This is a genomic window from Pseudomonas putida, assembly GCF_028682395.1.
Taxonomy (GTDB): Bacteria; Pseudomonadota; Gammaproteobacteria; order Pseudomonadales; family Pseudomonadaceae; genus Aquipseudomonas; species Aquipseudomonas putida_AB.
The window spans coordinates 96,009-117,680 of record NZ_JANHLC010000012.1 but is presented as its reverse complement, the minus strand read 5'-3'; the positions used below and the strand labels follow the sequence as shown (position 1 = coordinate 117,680).

Sequence of the window (21,672 nt, the reverse complement as noted above, 5' to 3'; positions counted from 1 at the left end):
TTAGGCGTTGGGCACGGCTAGGCAAATCGATCAGCTGTCGTCCTCGCGGATCGAGGAGGGATGACGGCACATGGCATTCACTTCAATGGCCATATAGGGGTAGAGCGGCAGTTGCATCAGCAGGTCGTGAAGCTCTTGCACGCTGTCGACATCGAATACGCTGTAGTTCGCGTAGAGCCCGGCGATGCGCCACAGGTGGCGCCATTTACCCTGTTCTTGCAGACGTTGGGCAAGGGCTTTTTCGTCGGCCTTGAGGCTGGCGGCGCGCGCGGGATCCATATCCACCGGCAGGTTCACGGTCATTTTTACGTGGAACAGCATGGGGGCTCTCCTCAGGCTTGATAAACGGCAGTCGATGTCCGGTCACGGCGGAAGAACGCCAGGCGCTCCTCGTCCAGGCTTACGCCCAGGCCCGGCTCGCGGGACACATGGAGGTGGAAATCCTGGTACAGCGGCGCTTCGACCAGGATGTCCTCGGTCAGCAGCAGTGGGCCGAACAGTTCGGTATCCCAGGCCAGCTTGTTCAGGGTCAGGAAGGCATGGGCCGACGCCAGGGTGCCGATGCCGCCTTCGAGCATGGTGCCGCCATAGAGGCCAATACCTGCGGCCTCGGCAATCGCGGCGGTGCGCAGCACGGCACGCGGGCCACCATTCTTGGCAATTTTCAGGGCGAAGATCGACGCTGCACCCTCGCGAGCCAGGTTGAACGCATCTTCCACGCATTCAATCGATTCGTCGGCCATGATCGGCGCCGGGCTGCTGGCATTGAGGCGGACCATGCCCGAGCGGTTGTTGCGCGAGATCGGCTGTTCGATCAGGTCGATAGCGTTATCACCCAGGATGCGGCAGGCGCGGATGGCCACGGCCTCGTCCCAGGCCTGGTTGACGTCGACGCGCACGCTGGCACGGTCACCCAGGGCTTTCTTGATCGCGATAACGTGGGCCAGGTCGCGGTCGACTTCACCGGCGCCGATCTTCAGTTTGAAGATGCGGTGGCGACGCAGTTCGAGCATTTTTTCCGCTTCGGCGATGTCCTTGGCGGTGTCACCGCTGGCCAGGGTCCAGGCCACCGGCAGCGCATCACGGACACGACCGCCGAGCAGTTCGCTGACCGCCAGACCCAGGCGCTTGCCCTGGGCGTCGAGCAGTGCCGTTTCGATCCCCGACTTGGCGAAGGTATTACCGCGGATCGTGCGCTCGAGGCGCAGCATGGCCGCGTTGATGTTGGCGCCATCCTGGCCAATCAACAGCGGCGCAAAGTGCTTGTCGATATTGGTCTTGATGCTGTCCGGGCTTTCATTGCCGTAGCTCAGGCCACCGATGGTGGTGGATTCGCCGATCCCTTCAATGCCATCGGCACAGCGGATGCGGATGATCACCAGCGTCTGGTTCTGCATGGTGTGCATCGCCAGCTTGTGCGGACGAATGGTCGGCAGATCGACAATGATCGTCTCGACGGATTGGATGACAGAAGAAAGCATGTCGATACCCACTAGGTTCTTAAAATTCTGGGCCGATTCTCCAACGGCTTTTTTCAGGGTGCCAATATTGATTTGGTCTGGCACCATACCTCCAAGGTATTGTCCGCCCTGCCCTCCACCACGTGCCTTGTTGCCGGGAGTCCCATGGAGCTTCGTCATCTGCGTTATTTCCAGGTTGTGGGGGAGACCCTCAACTTCACCCGTGCCGCCGAACGCCTGCATATCGCCCAGCCGCCCTTGAGCCGACAGATTCAGCAACTGGAAGATGAACTGGGGGTCAATCTGCTGGAACGTTCCCGCCCGCTGCGCCTGACCGAGGCCGGGCGGTTTTTTTATGAGCACTCCAGCGCCCTGCTCGAACAACTGACCAAGGTCTGCGACAACACCCGCCGGATCGGCCATGGCGAAAAGACCTGGCTGGGCATCGGCTTTGCCCCATCTACCCTGTATGGCGTGCTGCCCGATCTGATTCGCCGGTTGCGCAACGACGACCAGCTGGAGTTGGAGCTGGGCCTTTCGGAAATGACCACGCTGCAGCAGGTTCTGGCGCTGAAAGCCGGGCGGATCGATGTCGGTTTCGGCCGGATTCGCATCGACGACCCGGTGATCACCCAGCAGGTGCTGACCGAGGACCGCCTGGTCGCGGCCCTCCCCGCCGGACACCCGCTACTGGCCGGCCCCATCAGCCTGGCCGATATCGCCAATGAACCCTTTGTGCTGTACCCGGGCAACCCGCGCCCCAGCTACGCCGACCACGTGATGGCACTGTTCGATGCCCATGGCCTGAACATCAAGGTGGCGCAGTGGACCAACGAACTGCAGACCGCCATTGGCCTGGTCGCCGCGGGCATCGGCATCACCCTGGTACCGGCCTCGGTGCAGGTTTTGAACCGGGTCGATATTGGCTATACGCCGTTGCTGGAACCCAATGCCACCTCGCCGATCATCCTTAGCCGGCGTACCGGCGACAGCTCGCCGGGGTTGGCCCACTGCCTCAAGGTCGTCGGCGAACTGCTCGACTCCCACCGTAGCTGATCGGCGCACGCCGGCCCTGAACAAAACCCGCGGCGGGTATCTGTCGCGGGCTTGACCTGCATCAACCCCAGCCCCCTCCTCCCTGCACAAAGCGGATAGCACTCTGCACTGAGCGGATATTGCCGCGCGTATCCAGCCCCTAGTCTCGCCGCCGACAAACGTCCAAAAATAACAATAAGAGCCCAACCATGAACTCGACTTCCTCGACCGTTCTCCTGTTGCCCGGCGTGCTGTGCCTGGGTGTCTGCACACCGCTTCTCGCTGAAGAAAGCGGCTTTTTCAAGGACGCGACCGCCACCCTACAAGCGCGCAACTACTACTTCAGCCGAGACTATTCCGATATCCGCGGCACCGAACCCTCGCGCGCCCAGGAGTGGGCCCAGGGCTTTATCCTCAACCTCAAGTCGGGCTACACCCCTGGAACCATCGGCGTCGGCGTGGACGCCATTGGCACCCTTGGGCTCAAGCTCGACAGCGGCAAGGGGCGGGTCAATACCGGCCTGTTGCCGGTGCAGGAAGACGGTGACGCCGCCGACGATTACAGCCGCCTGGGCGTGGCCTTGAAGTTGCGTGCGGCGAAGACCGAGTTGCGGGTCGGCGAGTTGCAACCCAACCTTCCGGTGCTGACCTTCAGCGATATCCGCCTGCTGCCGCCGTCGTATCAGGGGGCCAGCCTGGTATCCAACGACATCGACGGCCTGACCCTGCAAGGCGGCCGGCTGCGCTCCACCAGTCTGCGCAATGAATCCGGCGACGACAAACTGCAAGCCATGCTCGGTCACGTGCCCAAGCGTGCGGTCAGCAGCGACGCCTTCAACTACGCCGGGGCCGACTACGCCTTCAACAGCAAGCGCACCACCGCCAGTGTCTGGTATGCGCAGCTCGAAGACATCTACCAGCAGCGCTTCTACGGCCTCAAACACACACAGCCAGTGGGCAACTGGGTGCTGGGCGCCAACCTGGGCTACTTCGATGCGCGCGAAGATGGGCGCAAGCTGCTGGGCCGAGTCGATAACCAGGCCTTCTTCTCCCTGCTATCGGCCAAGCGTGGCGGGCATACCTTCTATGTCGGCTACCAGGGCATGTATGGCGACAGCGCGTTTCCACGGGTGTTCGCCAATATCACGCCGCTGGGCAACGAAGTGCCGACCTATGAGTTCGCCTACACCGACGAGCGCTCCTGGCAGGCCCGTTACGACTATGACTTCGCCGCCCTGGGCGTGCCTGGCCTGACCACTACGCTGCGCTACATCAGCGGCGACAACGTCGATACCGGCAAGGGCTACGAGGGCAAGGATCGCGAGCGCGACCTGGATATCGGCTACGTGGTCCAGTCCGGCACCTTCAGTGGTCTGGGCATCCGCGTGCGCAACGTGATGGCGCGCTCCAACTACCGCACCGACATCGACGAGAACCGTCTGATCCTCAGCTACACCTGGACCCTGCTCTAACCTCAGCCCATGCACGCCTGGCCAGGCTCTTGATCTGGCCAGGCGTCGCTGTATTTGGAAGACACCATGAAGCCTGATTCTCCGGCGCTTGTGCGCAAGCGCTTGCACAACCCCCTGGCCAGTGCGCTGTTGGGCCTGGCCCTGCTCAGCTGCGCCGCCCTGCCGTGGCTCGACACGCCCCTGCTGCACACCGGGTTGGTCATCCTGAGCCTGGTCTGCGGGCTGTTGGCCGGGATGTTGTACCAAACCCGCCCGGCCACGCTGATCCAGCGCGTTGAAGTCGAGTTGATGCCGTTGAACGCAGCGCCGCCAGTGGTCGAAGCCACAGTGCCAGCCGACACCGTAGCGCCGTGGCGGATCGAATACCTGGAGGCATTGCGCGCGCAGTTGCAGGCCATCAAGGACAACGTGGCCAGTAGCGAGCAGCAGATGCAGGCGGCCAGCCAACTGGCTCGCCACTCCGGCGAGCAAGTCGCATTAAGCGCCACCAGCATTCGTGCCTCGCAAAGTGCTATTCATGATTTGAGCGACTATATGAGCCGCATCGACGGGGTCTTCGACGAGTTGGGCCAGCAATCCAAGCGCATCGGGGCGATTGTCGGCAGCATCCAGGACATCGCCCGCCAGACCAATCTGCTCGCACTCAATGCGGCCATCGAAGCCGCCCGGGCCGGCAGCCATGGCCGCGGGTTTGCAGTGGTGGCCGATGAAGTGCGCAACCTGGCGGTACGGGCCAACGAGTCCAGCGAACAGATTGGCCACATCGCCGCCGGCCTGGAAAAAACCGCGCAACAGACCCGTAGCGGGGTTGAGCATATTGGCCAGTCCAGTGAAAGCAGCCTGCGCGGGGTGGCCACGGCGTTACAGGCCATGGAGGAGATCCAGGCCGGTGCGCTGACGCGCATGGAGGTGGTCAAGGGGGTGAGTGAGCGCCTGGCGACCCAGCATCAATTGGTGGAGCATGCCTGCGTGCAGCTGGAGGCGCTGACCGCCACCTGAAACCGGCCAGAACCGCTGCGCTGCGCCTTATCCAGACGGATTCCAGCGCAGCCTCGCGGCAATCGCGACGCGCTGGCGTGACCGCTGCTACGAGGCGTTTTGCTGGCGCAACTGGCGCTGGGTATCCAGCACCCTGGCCAGGGCCTGTTCCGATTCGACGTTCTGCAGGGGCGCGCGAATGGCGGCCGAGACCAGGCTGATCAGTTTCGCCATGACCTCGGCATCGGTCGCCGGGCGGCCCAGGCTCATTGCACTGATCAACAAACGCAACTCGGTCCCCGCCATCACCCCGGAAATCGCCTTGAGGGCAAACTGCAGCCGCACTCCCAGCTCATTGCGCGGAACATCGGGCAATGCCAGGGCAAACGCCGCGAAAAAGCGCTCGAACACCGGGCGGTAATGCTCCTTGAGGTATTCCTGGATAAACGGCGAGGTGTCGCTGTAAACACGGCCGAGAAAGCGAATGAACGAACGTCCTTCGCCACTGGCCGGGTCGCTACGCTCCAGGCCCATGGCCGGGGCGAACAGCACGCCGAGCAGGGTGTCGCAATCGAGCGGCCCCTTGGCCTCTTCTTCGCATTTGGCAAGCAACTCCAGGCGCTGCTCGTTCAGCGGCTCCAGGCGCTGCATCAGCAGCGTCTTCATCAGCGAATCCTTGTCGCCAAAGTGGTAGTTCACCGCCGCCAGATTGACCTGGGCGCGCTCGGTAATCTGTCGTAACAGGACTGCGTCATAGCCGTACTTGATAAACAGCGCCTCGGTAGCATCCAGCAGCCGGGTCTTGGTCACGTTCGGAGCACTGAGTTTTTTTACGACCATAAGGAGAGCAGCCTATTGCTTGGGAGGGGCTGGAGACCCCGGCGAAAAATCGCGTTTTAAAATAAAATTTGATTTTTTATACCCGCGAAACCCTTTAAAAGCAAGCGTTTCGCCGACTTTGCCAGTGCTTACCACGCCTGATTGAACGTAGACGAAAGGGCTTTTCCCAGCGTCACATTTTCCATGGCCTGCCACTTAAACCCGGCTGGTCAAGGCTGGGGTTCGCAGCTACTATTCAAAGAATCTTTTAAAAATAAGAAATAAAACGTGTTTGGGGATGACGTCAGGAACCTCTTGAATTTGTTTCTTGAGATTTCATGGATGGACTCGCGCTCCCCGGTACCAGCGGCCGGTAATCATGATGAAGACCTCTGCACGCAACAGCCTTATTTCCCTGCACGGCATTGCCAAGCGCTACCAACGGGCCGAGCAGTGCCTAACGATCCTCGATGACGTGTGCTTGCAGATCCATGCCGGTGACAGTTGCGCCATCCTTGGCGCCTCGGGTTCGGGCAAAAGTACCTTGCTCAATATCCTCGGCCTGCTGGACTTGCCCGACAGCGGCACCTATCACTTCGCCGGACACGACATCCTCGCCGCCAGCGCCGACCAGTTGGCAGCCATGCGCAATCGCCAGATAGGCTTCGTGTTCCAGAGCTTCAACCTGCTGCCGCGCCTCAGTGCGCTGGACAATGTCGCCCTGCCCCTGGCCTATCGCGGCACCCCTCGACGCGAAGCTCTGGCCCAGGCCATGCATCGGCTCGAGCAGGTCGGCCTACAGGCCCGTGCCAGCCATCGGCCGGCCGATCTTTCCGGTGGCCAGCGACAACGCGTTGCCATTGCCCGGGCACTGGTCGGCGAACCCGCGGTGATTCTCGCCGACGAGCCGACCGGCAATCTGGACAGCAGCACCGCGCGGGAGATCATGGACCTGTTGCTGAGCCTCAACCGCGAGCAACAGGTCACCCTGATCATTGTCACCCACGACCCGGCCATCGCCGCCCACCTGCAACGTAACGTCCTGGTCCAGAACGGTGTGGTGCGCGAGGCCCAACAGCCATGAGCGCATTACTGGAACATAGCCCCGCACAGTTGTTGCACGAAGCCATGGTCAGCCTGCGCACCCTGGGCAAGCGTTCGATCCTCGCCCTGCTGGGCATCGTGATCGGCAGTTCATCGGTGGTGGCCTTGATTAATATCGGCCATAACGCGGCCGAGGATGCCAGTTCGATCTTCAAGGACATGGGCACCGATATCCTGGTCGCCCAGTTCCCCACGGCCTCAGGCAGCCGCACCCCGATGCCTGCCAGCCTTGATCTGGCGAGCCTGCACCGGGCCGCGCCCGGCCTGGCGCATATCGCCCCCACCGCCCAATCCAGCAGCCAACTGGTGTTCCAGGGGCGCACGAGCAACGCCTTTGTCATCGGCACCACCCACGACCTTGAGGCCTCGATGCGGCTCAGGTTGCGCGAGGGGCGCTTTCTCTCGGCCTACGACCCGGGGCAAACCCATGCTGTGGTCGGCGCCCAGGTGGCGCGCAACCTCAGTACCGGGCGCTTGCCATTGACGGTGGGCGACCGGATCCGCATTAACGACTACCTGTTTATGGTGATCGGCATACTCGAATCCCAACCCAACGCCGTGCTTGTACCAATCCAGGCCAATGACAGCGTCTTCGTGCCCCTGGAAGGCATGCGCCGGATCGCCGTTTCACCGCAGATCGGCAATGTCATCGCCCGGGCGGTTTCCGACCGGCACATGAGCCTAACCGCCCAGACCCTGGTCGAAGCTCTGAAACAGCAATTGCGCGGGCGCGATGTGGAGGTCCAGGTGCCGGAGCAGATTCTCGAAGGCATGACCCGCCAGAGCCGGACCTTCGGTTATCTGCTGTTGGCACTGGGCGGCATTTCCCTAGTGGGCGGTGGCGTCGGCGTGATGAACGTGATGCTGATGAATGTGGCCGAACGGCGCCGGGAGATCGGTGTGCGCATGGCCCTTGGGGCTCGCCGCCGGGATATCCGCAATTTGTTTCTGCTCGAAGCCGTAACCCTCACGGCGGTCGGTGCGCTGTGCGGCGGCGTGCTGGGCCTGGGAGCGGCCTATCTCTACGCGCGGGTTTCGGGCTGGCAGTTTTCCCTGGCGATCCTCGCGCTGCCATTGGGTGTTGGCAGCACGTTGCTGGTGGGGCTGTTTTTTGGCATTTACCCGGCGATCTCGGCGTCACGCCTGCAACCGGTGGAGGCCCTGCGCGATGAGTAGGCGCTGGATGGGCTGGCTCATGCTGCTCGCCATCGGTGTACATGATTCGGCCGGCGCCGAGATTTCAATCAAGCCGTCGGCCCCCTCCAGCAACCACGACCGTGCGGGTTCCGTGCTGTTGAGCGGCCAGACCACCAACCTGACCCTAGGCGATGCGGTTTACCTGGGGCTGCGCAATAACCGGGGGATTCGCAGCGCGTACCTGCAACGGGTCGCGCAAAAATTCGACCTGCGGATATCCGAAGACACCTTCAGTCCCAAACTCCTGTTGAGTGCCCGCTACCAGACCAACAAAGGCTCCCAGGATCGCGGCCAGCAAAGCAGCGTGACACCGACGACCAGTTTGTTGAGCGAGTACGGCACCCGCCTGAGCCTGGCCTGGACCCAGCAGTTGAGCAATGCCGACCGCGCTGGACGCTATCGCAGTGATGGCCTTGACCTCAGCGTGGTGCAGCCATTGCTGCGCGGCGCGGGGTGGGATGTCACCACCGCCCCGGTGCGCCAGGCCCGCCTGGCAGAACAGGCCAATCGCCTGGCGCTAAAGGCCAATGTCGCGCAGACCATCAGCCAGATCATTTCGACCTATCGGGAAATTCTGCGCAGCCAGGAGCAACTGAAAATCTCCCAGGCCGCACTGGAACGCTCCCGCGCCTTGCTGGCGGTCAACCGAGCGCTGATTGAAACCGGACGCATGGCGGAATTCGAGATTGTCCAGACCGAGGCCGATATCGCCAGCCAGGAACTGGGGGTGGAGGAAGCGCAGAACCTGGTCGATATCAGCCGCCTATCCCTCCTGCGCCTGCTGGCCCTGGACCTGTCCACGCCGATTCGCGCCAGCGAGGCCCTGGAAGCCGTGCGCATGGAGGTCAATCGCCAGGACGCCCTGCGCCTGGCCCAGCAACAGCAACCGGAGTACCTGGCACAACTGATCGGTAGCGAACAGGCCGATATCAACCTGGTGGTCGCAAAAAACCAGAGCCTGTGGGATGTGTCGCTGGTGGCTGGGGCCAATCAGGTCCGTGATCGCTTCAACAGCGACTACAACAGCGGAGGCGGACGGCGGTGGGACAGTTACGCCGGGATCCAGGTGGAGATTCCCATCGGCGACCTCAGCACTCGCCGTGCCGAGGTCTACGCCCGGGTCGAGGTCCAGAACCAGGAGCTGGTGCTCGCCGATGCACGCCAGGCCCTGGAGCGCAGTGTCAACGATGTGGTGCGCGACCTGGGTGTTCGTTGGCGCCAGTACGAAATCTCCCTGCGGGCCGTCGAGCTGTCCAAACGCAAGCTGGAGATCGAGCGCGAAAAACTGAATGTCGGACGCTCCAGCAACTTCCAGGTGCTGAGTTTTGAAAACGATCTGCGCAACGCCGAAAACGCCCGCCTCACCACCCTGATTGCTTACCTGAACGCCCAGACCCGGCTGGATCTGACCCTGGGCATGACCTTGGAAAGTTGGGATATCGCGCTCAATGACTTCTGATAAACGTAAACGCCGCGTGCAGGGCGCCTGCGCCCTGATGGTCCTGGTCGTCGCGGGCGTGGTGGTCTTCAGCTACCGCAGTCCCGCCGACAGTTCGCCGCACGCGCAACGTTGGCTGACGGTCAATGCCGATCCGCTGGTTCACCAGATTGGCCTGGTGGGCAAGATCGAGCCCGAGAAGACCATCACCCTCACCGCCCCCTTCGATGGCAATGTGCAGGACAAGCTGGTGGAACTGGGGCAACGCGTCGAAGCCGGGCAACCGCTGCTGCGCATGGACCCGGCCTTGCTCGAAGTGCAGTTGCGCGACGCCCTTTCCACCCAACTCAAGGCCCGGCGCACCGTGCGCGAGATGCAGGATTGGCTGAACGGCCCTCAGGTCGCGCGAGCCCGCCGGACCCTGCGCACCACCGAGATGTCCTTGCGCAACGTGGAGCGTCGGCTGGCAGAAAGTCGCACGCTCTACAGCCGCGGCATTATCCCGCGCAATGAACTCGATGAGCTGGAGCAACAGAGCCGTAGTCAGCACATCGATCTGGGCGCCGCCCAGATCGAGTTGCAACAGGCGATTGACCAGGGCCAGGGCGAGTACCGGCAGATCGCCGAGATGGAGTTGGCCAACGCCACCGTCAAATACGATGCGCTGCACAAGCTACTGGATGGCAAGGACCTGCTCGCGCCGTTTTCCGGCATCGTGGTACCGGCCCCGGGCGCCAACCAGGCCGGGGCCGGTAGCGCCCCGACGGCGCCGATCCAGGCCGGCAGCAAGGTCAGCCAGGGCCAAGTGCTGTTTGGCCTGTCGAGCATTGAGCAACTGAAAATCGTCGCCCGGGTCTCCGAGCTGGACATCAACCAACTGCACCAGGGCCAGACGGTAGAAGTACTGGGCGACGGCTTTGACGGTGAGCGCCTCAATGGCTCGGTCGAGATCGTCAGCAGCCTGGCCCTGCCCGGTGACACACCCGGGGGCAGCGCCCAGTTCCCGGTCACCCTGTCGATTCCCAGGCTCAGTGCCGAGCAGATGAAGCGGGTGCGCCTGGGCATGAGCGCGCGGCTGACCATCGTCACCTACCGCAATGACCAGGCAATCGTCGTGCCGGCCGAAGCCATCCAGCGCACGGATAAGGGATTACAGATTGAATACCGGGCAACGGCGCAGCAACCGTCGCAGCGGATAACCGTGACCACCGGCCAGTCGACGGCGGCGGGCGTCGAAGTGTTCGGGCTCGGGCCGGGGCTGGTGCGGTTAGCCGACTGAAGCGCCAGGCCCGTAGGTTGCGGGGGCGGGCAAGGTCCCCTCGACGCGGGCGTTGACGTCACAACAGCGCCCGCGCCTACAGGGGGCCACTCAGTCGCGCAGCGCTCGGCGCAGGACCTTGCCAACCGTGGTTTTCGGCAGTTCTTCGGTGCGGAATTCCACCACCCTCGGCACTTTGTAGCCCGTCAGGTATTCACGGCAGTGAGCCAGCAGTTGCGCCTCCGTCAGGTTCGGGTCTTTGCGTACCACGATGATCTTCACCCGTTCGCCCGCGGCCATGTCTTCGATACCAATCGCCGCCACTTCCGCCACGCCGGGATGCAGGGCCACCACGTTCTCGATTTCATTGGGATAGACGTTGAAACCCGAGACCAGAATCATGTCCTTCTTGCGGTCGACCAGGCGAATAAAGCCGCGCTCATCCATCACCCCAATATCGCCGGTGGACAACCAGCCGTGGCGGTCGAGCACCTGGGCGGTCTCTTGCGGTTTCTGCCAGTAGCCCTGCATCACCTGGGGGCCACGGACCTGCAATTCGCCCTCCTCGCCAATCCCGACCAACTGACCGTCCTCGCCCATAAAGCGCACCCAGGTCGAGGGTAGCGGCACGCCGATGGTTCCGGTGAACTCCCCTTCGCGCATGCGCTTGATATCGATAGGGCTAATACTCACCACCGGCGAGCATTCCGTCAGGCCATAGCCCTCGATAATCGGAACACCGGTCACTTGCTGCCAACGCTTGGCCACGGCGGTGTGGGTGGCCATGCCGCCGGCAATGGCCAGTTTCAGTTGGGAAAAGTCCCGGGCGCGGAACTCATCGTTCTCCAGCAAGCCATTGAACAGGGTGTTGACCCCGACAATGCCATTGAAGCGCTCCTTGCGCAGGATCATCTGCACCCGCGCCACGTCCCGTGGGTTGGCAATCAGGATATTGCGCCCGCCCAGGCACATGAACATCAGGCAATTCACCGTCAGCGATAGCACGTGGTACAGCGGCAGCAGCGTGACATTAGTCTCCTGGCCGCTCTCGTCGAGCTGATCGCCGACCCAGGCCTTGGCTTGCATCAGGTTGGCGAGGATATTGCGGTGGCTGAGCATGGCGCCCTTGGCGTCGCCGGTGGTACCGCCGGTGTATTGCAGAAATGCCAGGTCCTCACGATCCAAGGGCACCGGACGATAGTCCAGCTTGTGCCCCTGCTTGAGCACCGAGGGAAAGCGCAGCGCCGTGGGCAGGTCGAAACGCGGCACCTGCTTTTGCACATGGCGCAAGGCAAAGTTCAGTGCAGCGCCCTTGAAGGTCCCCAGCAGATCGCCAATGGCGGCGATCACGATATTTTCCAGCCTGCGCCCTTCCAGGGCCACTTCGAGGGTGTGGGCAAAATTTTCGAAGATCACCAGGGTCTGCGCCCCGCTGTCCTTGAGCAAATGTCGCAGCTCATGGGCGGTGTACAGCGGGTTGACGTTGACCACCACGGCACCGGCCAGGATCGTGCCCAGCAGGCAGATCGGATACTGCAAGCAATTGGGCATCATCAACGCCACGCGATCGCCCTTCTTCACGCCCTTGGCCTGCAACCAAGCGGCAAAGGCAAAGGCGCGATCCTGCCATTGGGCGTAGCCCATTTCGGTGCCGATACTGACGTAGGCCGTGCGATCACGGTACTTGAGCAGGTGTTCGAGAAACACTTCGCGCAGCGATGGATAACGCTCGATCTCGGCCTCGATATCCGCCGGCACGCCGGGCATGTAGGCGTCCAGCCAGCGACGTTCGACGGTATGCAGATTGGCGACACTCATGGGCTCATTTCCTTATTGTTGTTTTATTTTTCGACGATGGCGGTCACGCCCAACCCGCCGGCAGCACAGATGGAAATCAGCCCGCGCCCGCCTCCGCGTTCGTGGATCGCCCGGGCCAGGCTCGCCAATTGGCGCCCGCCCGTGGCCGCAAACGGATGCCCGCAGGCCAGGGAACCACCATTGACGTTGAGCTTGGCGCGGTCGATCGGTCCCAGGGGTTGCTCCAGCCCGAGTTGGTCGCGGCAATAGTCGGGGTCTTCCCAGGCCTTGAGCGTGCAGAGCGCCTGGGCGGCAAACGCTTCGTGAATCTCGAAGAAGTCGAAGTCGGCAAAGCCCAGCCCTTCGCGGGCCAACATGCGGGGCACGGCATACGCCGGGGCCATCAGCAGCCCTTCGCTGCCATCGACAAAATCCACCGCAGCGGTCTCGCCGGTGCGCAGGTACGCCCAGACTGGCAAATTACGCGCCGCCGCCCAGTCCTCGCTGGCCAGCAGTACCACGGAGGCGCCGTCGGTCAGTGGGGTCGAGTTCCCGGCGCTGAGGGTGCCATTGCGCCGGTCATAGGCCGGGGCCAGGCCCGCGAGCTTTTCCAGGCTGGCATCGGCACGCAGATTGTTGTCGCGGCCCAACCCGCGATAGGGCGTTACCAGATCATCGAAAAAGCCCCGGCGGTACGCCGCGTCCAGGCGCTGATGGCTCGCCAGGGTCAATTCGTCCTGGGCCAGGCGGCGGATCTGCCAACGCTGGGCCATGGCTTCGCAATGCTCGCCCATGGACAGCCCGGTGCGGGGCTCGCCATTGCGGGGCAGCAAGGGTTTAAACAGCATGCCCGGACGCGCGCCCAGCAGACTGCGGACCTTGGCCAGCGTGCCCTTGGCCCGGTTGGCCCGCAGCAGGGTCTTGCGCAACTGCTCGTTGATGCCGATAGGCGCGTCGGAGGTGGTGTCGGCGCCGCCGGCGATGCCTACCTCGATCTGCCCCAGGGCAATTTTATTGGCCACCAGCAGGGCCGCTTCCAGCCCCGTGCCACAGGCTTGCTGTACATCATAGGCCGGGGTCTGGGGGGCCAAGGTGGTGGACAACAGGGTTTCACGGGCCAGGTTGAAATCACGCGAATGCTTGATCACCGCGCCAGCGGCAAATTCGCCCAGGCGCTGGCCATGCAACTGGTAACGGTCGACCAGGCCTTGCAGCGCGGCGACCAGCAAATCCTGATTGCTGTCTTGGGCATACACGCCGTTGGAGCGGGCGAACGGGATGCGATTACCGCCCACAATGGCCACGCGCCGGACCGGCGCGGGGGTAAAGCTGTATTGGCTCATAACGGGGTTCCCCAGATAAACAGGCCGCGCATATGCGGTCGTTCGCCCGTACGGTCGCGCACTTCAAAAAACTGCCGTGGACCACCGGCCGGTACGCGCCACAAGGCGACTTCGCCCGGCAGGTGGATAGGCAGCTTGAACTCGCACTGCAACTCGGCGGCGTCTAGCGCCCGCGGTGGCTGTTGGGCGGCCAGGGCCCGGCCCAGCGTCCACATGCCATGGGCAATGGCCGAACGAAAGCCGAAAAACCGCGCGCCCAGGCGCGACGTATGGATAGGGTTGAAATCACCGCTGACCCGGGCAAAACGCCGCCCCAGGTCGGCCGGCAGCGTCCAGCGCTGGGTCCGCTGCATAAGCCCAGCGGGGCTGTCCAGGCCGGCGTTCCAGGGCTCGCCCACCGGTGCCGCCACGCCCCGGCGCAGGTACAGGCTGTCGCTCTCCCACACCAGCGCGCCATCGCTGATGGCCCGGGTCGCGATACTCAGCGCCTGCCCCTTGGGATGGGCAACCCAGCGCTCGGCATACACTTCCAGGCGCAGCGCCTGACCGGCGCTCAACCGCCGGTACTGGCGGATATGGTTGGCCAGATGGACCATGCCGCTGGCCGGATAGGGAAACGAACGCGCGGTCAGCAACAGCAGGTGCAAGGGAAAGGCCAATTGATGGGGAAAGGCCAACGGCACGCCGTGCTCATGGCGATAACCGCAGATCTCGGCGTATTCGGCGATGGCCGTCGCGTCCAGCGCCACGGCCGGGCGTACCAGACGCTCGCCGGGCAGCACCGGCGCTGCCGGCGGCTTGGGTTTGCGCAGGCTGCGCACGCCATCGAGCAGCAAACGGCTACGCGACGGCGCAGGATCGATGATCCGCATCAGGGCTTCATGGCTCACGAATCAGGCTCCCAGCAGGCTTTGCCCGCACACGCGTACCACCTGGCCATTGATCCCGCCCGACGCCGGATGCGCCAGCCAGGCAATGGTTTCGGCGACATCCACCGCCTGCCCGCCCTGGGACATGGCATTCATCCGTCGTCCCGCTTCGCGGATCAGTAGCGGAATCCTGGCGGTCATCTGGGTTTCAATAAAGCCCGGCGCCACCGCATTGACCGTGACCTGCTGGCGGGCCGCCAGAGGTGCCAGGCCCTGGACCAGGCCAATGACCCCGGCCTTGGAGGTCGCGTAATTGCTCTGGCCCAGATTGCCAGCAATCCCGGAGATCGATGACACGCACACGATTCTCCCGCCCGGCAGCAGGCCCTGGCCTTCGAGCAGCGCCAGGCTCAGTTCAAGCGGGGCTTGTAGATTGACCGCCAGTACCTGACGCCAGGCCGCTTCGGTCATTTTCGCCAGGGTCTTGTCCTGGGTAATCCCGGCGTTGTGCACCACCAGGTCGAAGGCGCCGTGCTGGCCGACAAACTCCAGTAACCGCTTGCTCGCATCCGCCGCGCAGATATCCATGGCCAGGGGCGTGCCGCCCACCGACTGGGCCGCCTGCTGCAGGGCGTCGGCATGCTGCGGCACGTCGAGGCAAACCACCTGGGCGCCGTCGCGGGCCAGCACCTGGGCGATTGCCAGGCCAATGCCCCGACAGGCGCCGGTCACCAGCGCCCGACGCCCGGCCAGTGGCCGCTCCCAGCTGGGGTCGTGGGGCGCATCCACCGGCTCGCCAATACGGATCACTTGCCCGGACACATAGGCCGAGCGCCGCGACAGGAAAAAGCGCAGCGTGCTGTCCATTTCCGCCTCGGCCCCAGGCTCGACATAAATCAGTTGCGCGGTGATTGCCCGGCGCAGCTCCTTGCCCAGGGAGCGGACAAAGCCTTCCAGCGCACGCTGCACAGTGGCGTGCGGCAGATCGCGGCACTGCTCCGGGGGCGTCGCCAGCACCACCACCCGCCCATGGGCAGTGAGCCTGCGCACGTTGGCGTGGAAGAACCGGTACAGCTCGTCCAGTTGGGCGATATCGGCCAGCCCCGTGGCATCGAACACCAGGCCCTGGACCTTGACCGTGGACGGTGCCTCGGGGCTAGCCGGTTGGGCGGCCACGGTGTCGGTGGCGGCGAAAATGCGCTGCAACTCACCCAGCAGGCGGCCCTGGGCCGCACCACCGAGTACCACCGGGTTGGCCCCCAAGGCCTGCTGGCCCTGACGATGACGCTGCAGGGGCAAGGGCTGTGGCAGCCCGGCCGTGCGGGCCAGCCAGCGCCCCCACGGGGAATTGACGAAGGAAAGATAAGCGTCGGTCATAAATCCATTCCGATAGAAGTCAGGCTGCGGTCACAGCGCACTGTCATTGGCCAGGGGTTTGTCCGCCTCACGGCTGGCCCGGCGCCGTGCGCCCTTGCCATCGTGGTACTGCTGGCGCTGTTGCAGGGCTTCGAGCAGGCCGAAGTCCTGGGGGAAGTCGTCGACCTGGATCGCGTGATCGCCGTATTCCACATATCGGCCCAGCAGTTGTTCGTCGTCTTCGCTGATCAGCCCCAAGGCACGCGCCTTGACCCGCCAGGTCACGAACGCCGCCGTGGAGATCGGCAAGGGCTCGATCTGCCCCTGCTTCACGGCGGCCTTGAGCCGGACCTCGATCAGTTCGACCTGGGGCAGCAAGCGAAACGCCAGCTCGCCATAGGCCAGTTTGTCGACATCCGGTTGCGGCATATAGGAGTCGGCCAGTAGCCGATCGCGGCTGTCGCCATGGCTCTGGACCAAGGTGGCGATCTCGCCCAGCAGGCGATCCGAGGGCTTGCGCTGGGGCATGCCGAATGGAAAGGTTAACCCGCGCAGGAGGCGAGCAGCCGCTTTCGACGGGTAGTTGTCGAGTGTTTCGGCCAGGGCTTCATGGGCCCGCAGCAGTGCATCCTGGGCGGCCCAGTGCACCAGAGGTAGATCGGCCTGGGGCCGGCCATCGTCCTCGAAACGCTTGAGCACGCAGGACAGGATGTACAGCTGGGACAGGATATCGCCGAGCCGCGCGGTGATGCTTTCCTTGCGTTTGAGCGCGCCGCCGAGCACCCCCATGGAGATATCCGAGATCAGCCCCAGCACCACCGAGAGCCGGGTGATCTGTCGGTAGTAACCCGCCAGCGCACCATCGGCCTGTTTCGGTGCCGCGATAAAGCGCCCGCCGGTCAGCCCGTGGACCACCGCACGGACACTGTTGGCCAGCACAAAACTGATATGGCCGAACATGGCCTGGTCGAAGGCGACCAGCCCTTCCCGACCTTCGGCCCGCGCGGCCTCCATTTCACGCAGCACATAGGGATGGCAACGGATCAGCCCCTGGCCATAGATGATCAGGCAGCGGGTCATGATATTCGCGCCTTCTACTGTGATCGCGATGGGGCTTTGCTGGTAGGCGCGCGCGAGGAAGTTGTTCGGGCCCATGCAGATCCCCTTGCCGGCGACGATATCCATGGCGTCGTTGACCACAACGCGGGCCCGTTCGGTCACGTGGTACTTGGCGATGGCGGAAATCACCGAGGGCTTCTCGCCCGCGTCCAACGCCGCCACCGAGACTTTGCGCACCGCATCGCAGGCATACAGATGCCCGGCCATGCGGGCCAATGGCGCCTGCACGCCTTCGAACCGGCCGATAGGCAGGCCGAACTGCTTGCGCATCGCGGCATAGGCACTGGTGCCGCGTACTGCGACCTTGCTCATGCCGACGTTGGCCGAGGGCAAGGAAATCGCCCGGCCAGCCGCCAGGCACTCCATCAACATGCGCCAGCCATTACCGATTTGTTCACGCCCGCCAATCACCCATTCCAAGGGGATAAACACGTCCTTGCCGTGGGTCGGGCCGTTCTGGAACACCGCATTGAGCGGCCAGTGCCGGCGCCCGGTCTCGACACCCGGATGGTCGGTGGGGATCAGCGCACAGGTAATGCCCAGGCTGCCGGCCGGGCCTAGCAGCCCATCGGGGTCTTCGGCACGAAAGGCCAGGCCCAGTACCGTGGCGATCGGGCCCAGGGTGATGTAGCGCTTGTCCCAGGTCAGGCTGAAACCCAGCACTTCCTGGCCGTCATGCAGGCCCATGCAGACCACGCCCAGGTCGGGAATCGCCCCAGCATCGGAACCGGCATAGGGGCTGGTCAGGGCGAAACAAGGGATATCCTCGCCGCGCGCCAGGCGCGGCAGATAGTGCTGGCGCTGGGCCTCGGTGCCGTAGTGCAGCAACAATTCGGCCGGGCCCAGGGAGTTGGGCACCATCACCGAAATGGCCGCCGCCGAGCAGCGGGTCGACAGCTTCATCACCACCTGGGAATGGGCATAGTGGGAAAAGCCCTTGCCGCCGTATGCCTTGGGAATGATCATGCCGAGAAAACCGGCGTCCTTGGTGTACTGCCAGCCCTGGGGCGACAGGTCCTGCCAGACCTGAGTGGTTTCCCAGTCATTGGCCATATCGCAGAGCTTTTCCGTTTCATTGTCGAGAAAGGCCTGCTCTTCGGCGCTCAAGCGCGCCGGTGCGGCCTCCAGCAGCCGTGACCAATCGGGCTTGCCACTAAACAGCTCGGCATCCCACCAGACGGTGCCGGACTCGATGGCGGCCCGCTCGGTGTCGGACATCGCCGGCATGATTTGGCGGAACCATTTAAGTGCCCGCTGGCTCAGCAACGTGCGGCGCAGCGGTTTGAGCGCCAGGATCAAAGCCGGCAGTACCAGAACCAGCGCCCCGAGGGCCAGCCCCGGCGTGCCCACCAGGTTCAAGAGATAACCCACCCCCAGCCAGATCAGGCTCGCCCCCAGCCACAGGGTCGCTGTTGCCTGCCGATACGCCAGGGCCAGGACCGCGACGAGTCCCACCAATAACCAGACAATCATGGAATACCTCTCTTTAATTCAGTGCCTATTGCACGGTGCAAGCCGGGTGGATCACCCGGGTTTGCGGCTACCGCAGAAATCGTTTCAAATAATTGTTTTAAATATTTATTTAATGCTTGGGCCAAAAAAATCCGACTGAACGGGTCAGCCTGGCGGATCGATCAACGTTGAATATGAATTGGGGCTATGGACGGGCCGATGCGCGACCCGTCGATACGTCGGTGATGCCAGCACAACGAGCGCGCTGGGCATCACCCCGGTTGCTATCCCAACCTTGCGATCAGAAACGGTAGGTCGCCGAAACGCTGACCACCTCCCCTTTGCTTTCGGCCTTGCCGTCCAGGCGCGAGCCGCCAAGGCGGTCCTGGTTTTGCGTCTTGAGTTTCACCTCCTCCACAAACTGCCGTGAGTAGGCGCCATCGATGCTCAAGCCTGGAATCGCGCGGATGTCGTAGCCAAAGCCCAGGGAAGCGAAAATACGATCGCCATCGGGGATACGTGGGTCACGGGTCGAGTTGCGGGTCGGGGTCTGGTCGAAGGCCATACCGGCGCGCAGCGTCAACTGATCGGTGAGTTTGTAGTCACCGCCGAAGGAGTACATCCACGAGTCCTTGTATTTGTATGGGATCGCGACGATCAGGTTGCCGTTGGACTTCAGGGTCAGGGATTCGAACGACGACCATTGGGTCCAGGTGACGCTCGCGCCCAGGGTCAAGCGCTCGTTGAACTCATGGACCCAGTCGACGGAAGCCGTGGCCGGGATGTCGAGTTGAGTGCTGGCCTTGGCGCCATCGGGCATCAGTTGCAGCCCGGGGTAGGCCAGGGAAACCAGGGTCTCGCCCGGCAGTACCTCGGTGGTCATGATGCCGTACAGCGCTTCGTCTGCACGGATATTGTATTTGCCTTCCATCTTGTTCTTGATCTTGGCGTGGTAGTTCAAGCCTATGGAGTCCTGTAGGGTCGGCTTCCACTCAACCCCAGCAAACCAGCCGACCGAGGTGTTGTCGACCTTGACCCGCATCAATGCATCGCCCAAGCCCGGCGGTAGCGTCAACAACGGGGCCAATGCCGCAGCACCGGTGAGGTCGATGTTTTGGCTGACGAACCCTTTGCTGTGTTGAACGATCACGCCCGCACCTACAGAGAACTGATCGTTGACCTTGAACGCCAGGGAGCCGGTCAGGCCCACCGTCTCGATTTTGGTGTCGACGGCAAAATCGCGGCCCTTCCAGCCCTCGTCCCAGGTACTGCGCATGCCCTGAGGCACCACCTGGCTCAGGCCGAAGCTCAATTGGTCATTGATCGGAATGACCATGAAACCGGTCGGCAGCCACGCGGTAAAGCCGCCCTCACCGCCATCACCGGAACGCGGCCCGGTTTGGTTGATGATGCCGTTTGCCAGGTCGAGGTTCCCGGACTGCAGTGGCTGGCCGTCATAGCCGTAGGCCTCGCCCTTGTACTTGATGTTGATACGCGCGTAATCGATCGTCATCTGTGCCACGGCCTGATCGATAAACGCCATGGCCGCCGGGTTGTTGAACGCCGCAGCGGGATCGTTCTTGAACAACGAACCACCCCCGAATGCGCGCCCCCAGCCAGGAGCACCATAGGTGGGAGTCGAAAAACCGCCCGCATGTGCGGGAGTGCCCGCGATCAGGCTGCCCAGTAATGCCACTGCAATTAAGCCCTGTACCTGACGCTTGTTATTGCTCATGCCCCACTCCTTATTATTATTGGTCTTGCTACAGCGGACGCCTCTTTCGAGACACCCGCTTTTCAACGGGTGATCAACCCTTTACCGCGGGCCTTAAGGCGTCACGGTCACAGCCGGGCTAGGTGTTGCATCCAGGGACACCACGGTGCAGCTGCCGCTCAACGCCTGGTTGGTGGCATGCAGCGCCGTGCCATCCCAGGTCACGTCGATGGTGGTCGGGCCGCAATTGGTCGCCGGGATGAACGCGATGGTGTAGCCCACGTTCGTGACAGTGCCTTTGGTGACGGTGTTGTCTGGGTTGGTATCCAGCGCCAGGGTCCAGCCCGGGTTAGGGAAGCCTTTCATCTTCGGCAAGCCACACAGTGGGTTGCTGCCGCTGACGGTGGCACCATCGATGGTTGCAGTGCCGTTGGCGTTCACCACGCCATGGAAGTCGATCGAGCAGGTCACCGCCGCCCCATACGAAGAAGGCGACTTGACGGTGATGCTGCCACCCGGGGTATTGAACGTCTGACCGGGCGCACCGATGGTGGCCGCGCTGGCCAGTGATGCGGCGCCCAGGCAGAGGGCAAAGGAGCTAAGCGTTACGAGGGTTTTGAAACCTTTCATTGTTGTTATTCCTCACATGTATGGCGAATCATTCGCCGGGGTAATGGCCATCACGAGGCACACGGAGTACTGCGACCGAGCTTCCCTTTCCAGCCAAATTCAGAATCCGTTGATCGGCCGCTTACTCGGCCACTACCCGAAACGTGGGGGGCATCTGGATCGATACCGTTTTGATCGTGCAACCACCGTCGATCTGCACCCCGGCGGCCTTCAGTTGGCCGCTTTGATTGTTCCAGGTGCCATTGGCGGTCGACGGCCCGCAGTCGCCACCGACCAGGGGCGCGCCCACATTCACGCTAATGCCGGACATCGAGCCGCTGCCTTCATCCTTGGCAACCAGGGTCCAGGGCAGATGCGTGGCGGTGACCTGGCTGCATTTGAAACCGCCGAGAAACGCGACTTTCTCGACACTGGCGAAGGCACCGTCGGGGCTGACCTTGCCGCTGACTTCGATGGTGCAATCGGCGCTGATAATGCTTTTGGCAAAGCTGATCGGGCCCTTGGCGCTGAATTCACTGCCGACCGGTTCGATCCGCGCGGCCTGGGCCGGGGCGATCACCGCCAGGGCAAACAGCGCAGCCATCAGTCGGCGAGCGGCGGTAGAGGTTGGGTTGTGCATCGTTGACTTCCT

At 63.1% G+C, this 21,672-nt stretch carries 18 protein-coding genes; 7 read left to right on the top strand and 11 right to left on the bottom strand.

Annotated features, from left to right (window positions below; all coding sequences use genetic code 11):
• Nucleotides 1-30: 30 nt before the first annotated feature.
• Both catC and NPS46_RS22935 read right to left on the bottom strand, forming a co-directional pair.
• Entirely contained in the window at nt 31-321 is a 291-nt protein-coding gene (gene catC, locus NPS46_RS22940) for a muconolactone Delta-isomerase (protein ID WP_274111292.1), read from the bottom strand.
• An 11-nt stretch (nt 322-332) separates the two neighbouring features.
• Nucleotides 333-1,481, bottom strand: a complete 1,149-nt coding sequence (locus NPS46_RS22935; RefSeq protein WP_274111290.1) for a muconate cycloisomerase family protein — start codon at nt 1,479-1,481, stop codon at nt 333-335.
• A 144-nt stretch (nt 1,482-1,625) separates the two neighbouring features.
• On the opposite strand from NPS46_RS22935, the gene NPS46_RS22930 reads away from it, so the two are divergent.
• The 3 genes from NPS46_RS22930 (at nt 1,626) to NPS46_RS22920 (ending at nt 4,966) form a co-directional block, all read left to right on the top strand.
• Nucleotides 1,626-2,516, top strand: a complete 891-nt coding sequence (locus NPS46_RS22930) for a LysR family transcriptional regulator (RefSeq protein WP_274111288.1) — start codon at nt 1,626-1,628, stop codon at nt 2,514-2,516.
• A gap of 188 nt (nt 2,517-2,704) precedes the next feature.
• Nucleotides 2,705-3,967 carry an OprD family porin gene (locus NPS46_RS22925; protein ID WP_274111286.1) on the top strand — a complete coding sequence of 421 codons (1,263 nt, stop codon included), beginning with the start codon at nt 2,705-2,707 and terminating at the stop codon, nt 3,965-3,967.
• A 66-nt stretch (nt 3,968-4,033) separates the two neighbouring features.
• Entirely contained in the window at nt 4,034-4,966 is a 933-nt protein-coding gene (locus tag NPS46_RS22920) for a methyl-accepting chemotaxis protein (protein WP_274111284.1), read from the top strand.
• An 87-nt stretch (nt 4,967-5,053) separates the two neighbouring features.
• Here NPS46_RS22920 and NPS46_RS22915 read toward each other — a convergent pair whose 3' ends face one another.
• Nucleotides 5,054-5,785 (bottom strand): TetR/AcrR family transcriptional regulator, encoded by a 732-nt coding sequence (locus tag NPS46_RS22915; RefSeq protein ID WP_274111282.1) that lies wholly within the window; start codon nt 5,783-5,785, stop codon nt 5,054-5,056.
• 361 nt (nt 5,786-6,146) lie between these two features.
• Between NPS46_RS22915 and NPS46_RS22910 the strand changes: the two genes are divergently transcribed.
• From NPS46_RS22910 to NPS46_RS22895, 4 genes are read left to right on the top strand one after another with little or no spacing between them, the layout of a single operon-like run.
• Nucleotides 6,147-6,848 carry an ABC transporter ATP-binding protein gene (locus NPS46_RS22910; protein WP_425312780.1) on the top strand — a complete coding sequence of 234 codons (702 nt, stop codon included), beginning with the start codon at nt 6,147-6,149 and terminating at the stop codon, nt 6,846-6,848.
• Nucleotides 6,845-8,044: an ABC transporter permease gene (locus NPS46_RS22905; RefSeq protein ID WP_274111279.1), complete on the top strand. Its 1,200-nt coding sequence runs from the start codon at nt 6,845-6,847 to the stop codon at nt 8,042-8,044. The genes NPS46_RS22910 and NPS46_RS22905 overlap by 4 nt, the downstream gene beginning before the upstream one ends.
• Nucleotides 8,037-9,524 carry a TolC family protein gene (locus NPS46_RS22900; protein ID WP_274111278.1) on the top strand — a complete coding sequence of 496 codons (1,488 nt, stop codon included), beginning with the start codon at nt 8,037-8,039 and terminating at the stop codon, nt 9,522-9,524. Before NPS46_RS22905 ends, NPS46_RS22900 begins: the two co-directional genes overlap by 8 nt.
• Complete coding sequence (locus tag NPS46_RS22895; protein WP_274111277.1) at nt 9,514-10,782, top strand: efflux RND transporter periplasmic adaptor subunit; 1,269 nt, start codon at nt 9,514-9,516, stop codon at nt 10,780-10,782. Before NPS46_RS22900 ends, NPS46_RS22895 begins: the two co-directional genes overlap by 11 nt.
• Nucleotides 10,783-10,872: 90 nt before the next feature.
• Here NPS46_RS22895 and NPS46_RS22890 read toward each other — a convergent pair whose 3' ends face one another.
• From NPS46_RS22890 to praA, 8 genes are all read right to left on the bottom strand, one after another.
• Nucleotides 10,873-12,579, bottom strand: a complete 1,707-nt coding sequence (locus NPS46_RS22890) for an AMP-binding protein (protein ID WP_274111276.1) — start codon at nt 12,577-12,579, stop codon at nt 10,873-10,875.
• 23 nt (nt 12,580-12,602) lie between these two features.
• Entirely contained in the window at nt 12,603-13,901 is a 1,299-nt protein-coding gene (locus NPS46_RS22885; protein ID WP_274111274.1) for an acetyl-CoA C-acetyltransferase, read from the bottom strand.
• Nucleotides 13,898-14,773 carry a MaoC family dehydratase gene (locus tag NPS46_RS22880; protein WP_274111388.1) on the bottom strand — a complete coding sequence of 292 codons (876 nt, stop codon included), beginning with the start codon at nt 14,771-14,773 and terminating at the stop codon, nt 13,898-13,900. The genes NPS46_RS22885 and NPS46_RS22880 overlap by 4 nt, the downstream gene beginning before the upstream one ends.
• A gap of 21 nt (nt 14,774-14,794) precedes the next feature.
• Nucleotides 14,795-16,147, bottom strand: coding sequence for a 3-oxoacyl-ACP reductase (locus NPS46_RS22875; RefSeq protein WP_274111272.1), 1,353 nt, complete (start codon nt 16,145-16,147; stop codon nt 14,795-14,797).
• A gap of 30 nt (nt 16,148-16,177) precedes the next feature.
• Nucleotides 16,178-18,718: an acyl-CoA dehydrogenase gene (locus tag NPS46_RS22870; RefSeq protein WP_274111270.1), complete on the bottom strand. Its 2,541-nt coding sequence runs from the start codon at nt 18,716-18,718 to the stop codon at nt 16,178-16,180.
• Between the two features lie 280 nt (nt 18,719-18,998).
• On the bottom strand, nt 18,999-20,432 hold the full coding sequence (locus tag NPS46_RS22865) for an outer membrane protein transport protein (RefSeq protein ID WP_274111268.1): 1,434 nt from the start codon (nt 20,430-20,432) through the stop codon (nt 18,999-19,001).
• Nucleotides 20,433-20,525: 93 nt separating this feature from the next.
• Complete coding sequence (praB, locus tag NPS46_RS22860) at nt 20,526-21,041, bottom strand: alkane oxidation protein activator PraB (protein WP_274111266.1); 516 nt, start codon at nt 21,039-21,041, stop codon at nt 20,526-20,528.
• Between the two features lie 121 nt (nt 21,042-21,162).
• Entirely contained in the window at nt 21,163-21,660 is a 498-nt protein-coding gene (praA, locus tag NPS46_RS22855; protein ID WP_337994241.1) for an alkane oxidation protein activator PraA, read from the bottom strand.
• Nucleotides 21,661-21,672 lie beyond the last annotated feature (12 nt).

Coding starts and splice junctions, on each gene's coding strand:
- NPS46_RS22880 (WP_274111388.1), bottom strand. CDS start 14,773: ATGCGGATCATCGATCCTGCGCCGTCGCGTAGCCGTTTGCTGCTCGAT.
- NPS46_RS22865 (WP_274111268.1), bottom strand. CDS start 20,432: ATGAGCAATAACAAGCGTCAGGTACAGGGCTTAATTGCAGTGGCATTA.
- NPS46_RS22920 (WP_274111284.1), top strand. CDS start 4,034: ATGAAGCCTGATTCTCCGGCGCTTGTGCGCAAGCGCTTGCACAACCCC.
- NPS46_RS22870 (WP_274111270.1), bottom strand. CDS start 18,718: ATGATTGTCTGGTTATTGGTGGGACTCGTCGCGGTCCTGGCCCTGGCG.
- NPS46_RS22930 (WP_274111288.1), top strand. CDS start 1,626: ATGGAGCTTCGTCATCTGCGTTATTTCCAGGTTGTGGGGGAGACCCTC.
- NPS46_RS22910 (WP_425312780.1), top strand. CDS start 6,147: ATGAAGACCTCTGCACGCAACAGCCTTATTTCCCTGCACGGCATTGCC.
- NPS46_RS22875 (WP_274111272.1), bottom strand. CDS start 16,147: ATGACCGACGCTTATCTTTCCTTCGTCAATTCCCCGTGGGGGCGCTGG.
- NPS46_RS22935 (WP_274111290.1), bottom strand. CDS start 1,481: ATGCTTTCTTCTGTCATCCAATCCGTCGAGACGATCATTGTCGATCTG.
- NPS46_RS22925 (WP_274111286.1), top strand. CDS start 2,705: ATGAACTCGACTTCCTCGACCGTTCTCCTGTTGCCCGGCGTGCTGTGC.
- NPS46_RS22915 (WP_274111282.1), bottom strand. CDS start 5,785: ATGGTCGTAAAAAAACTCAGTGCTCCGAACGTGACCAAGACCCGGCTG.
- NPS46_RS22885 (WP_274111274.1), bottom strand. CDS start 13,901: ATGAGCCAATACAGCTTTACCCCCGCGCCGGTCCGGCGCGTGGCCATT.
- NPS46_RS22890 (WP_274111276.1), bottom strand. CDS start 12,579: ATGAGTGTCGCCAATCTGCATACCGTCGAACGTCGCTGGCTGGACGCC.
- NPS46_RS22905 (WP_274111279.1), top strand. CDS start 6,845: ATGAGCGCATTACTGGAACATAGCCCCGCACAGTTGTTGCACGAAGCC.
- NPS46_RS22900 (WP_274111278.1), top strand. CDS start 8,037: ATGAGTAGGCGCTGGATGGGCTGGCTCATGCTGCTCGCCATCGGTGTA.
- praB (WP_274111266.1), bottom strand. CDS start 21,041: ATGAAAGGTTTCAAAACCCTCGTAACGCTTAGCTCCTTTGCCCTCTGC.
- NPS46_RS22895 (WP_274111277.1), top strand. CDS start 9,514: ATGACTTCTGATAAACGTAAACGCCGCGTGCAGGGCGCCTGCGCCCTG.
- praA (WP_337994241.1), bottom strand. CDS start 21,660: ATGCACAACCCAACCTCTACCGCCGCTCGCCGACTGATGGCTGCGCTG.
- catC (WP_274111292.1), bottom strand. CDS start 321: ATGCTGTTCCACGTAAAAATGACCGTGAACCTGCCGGTGGATATGGAT.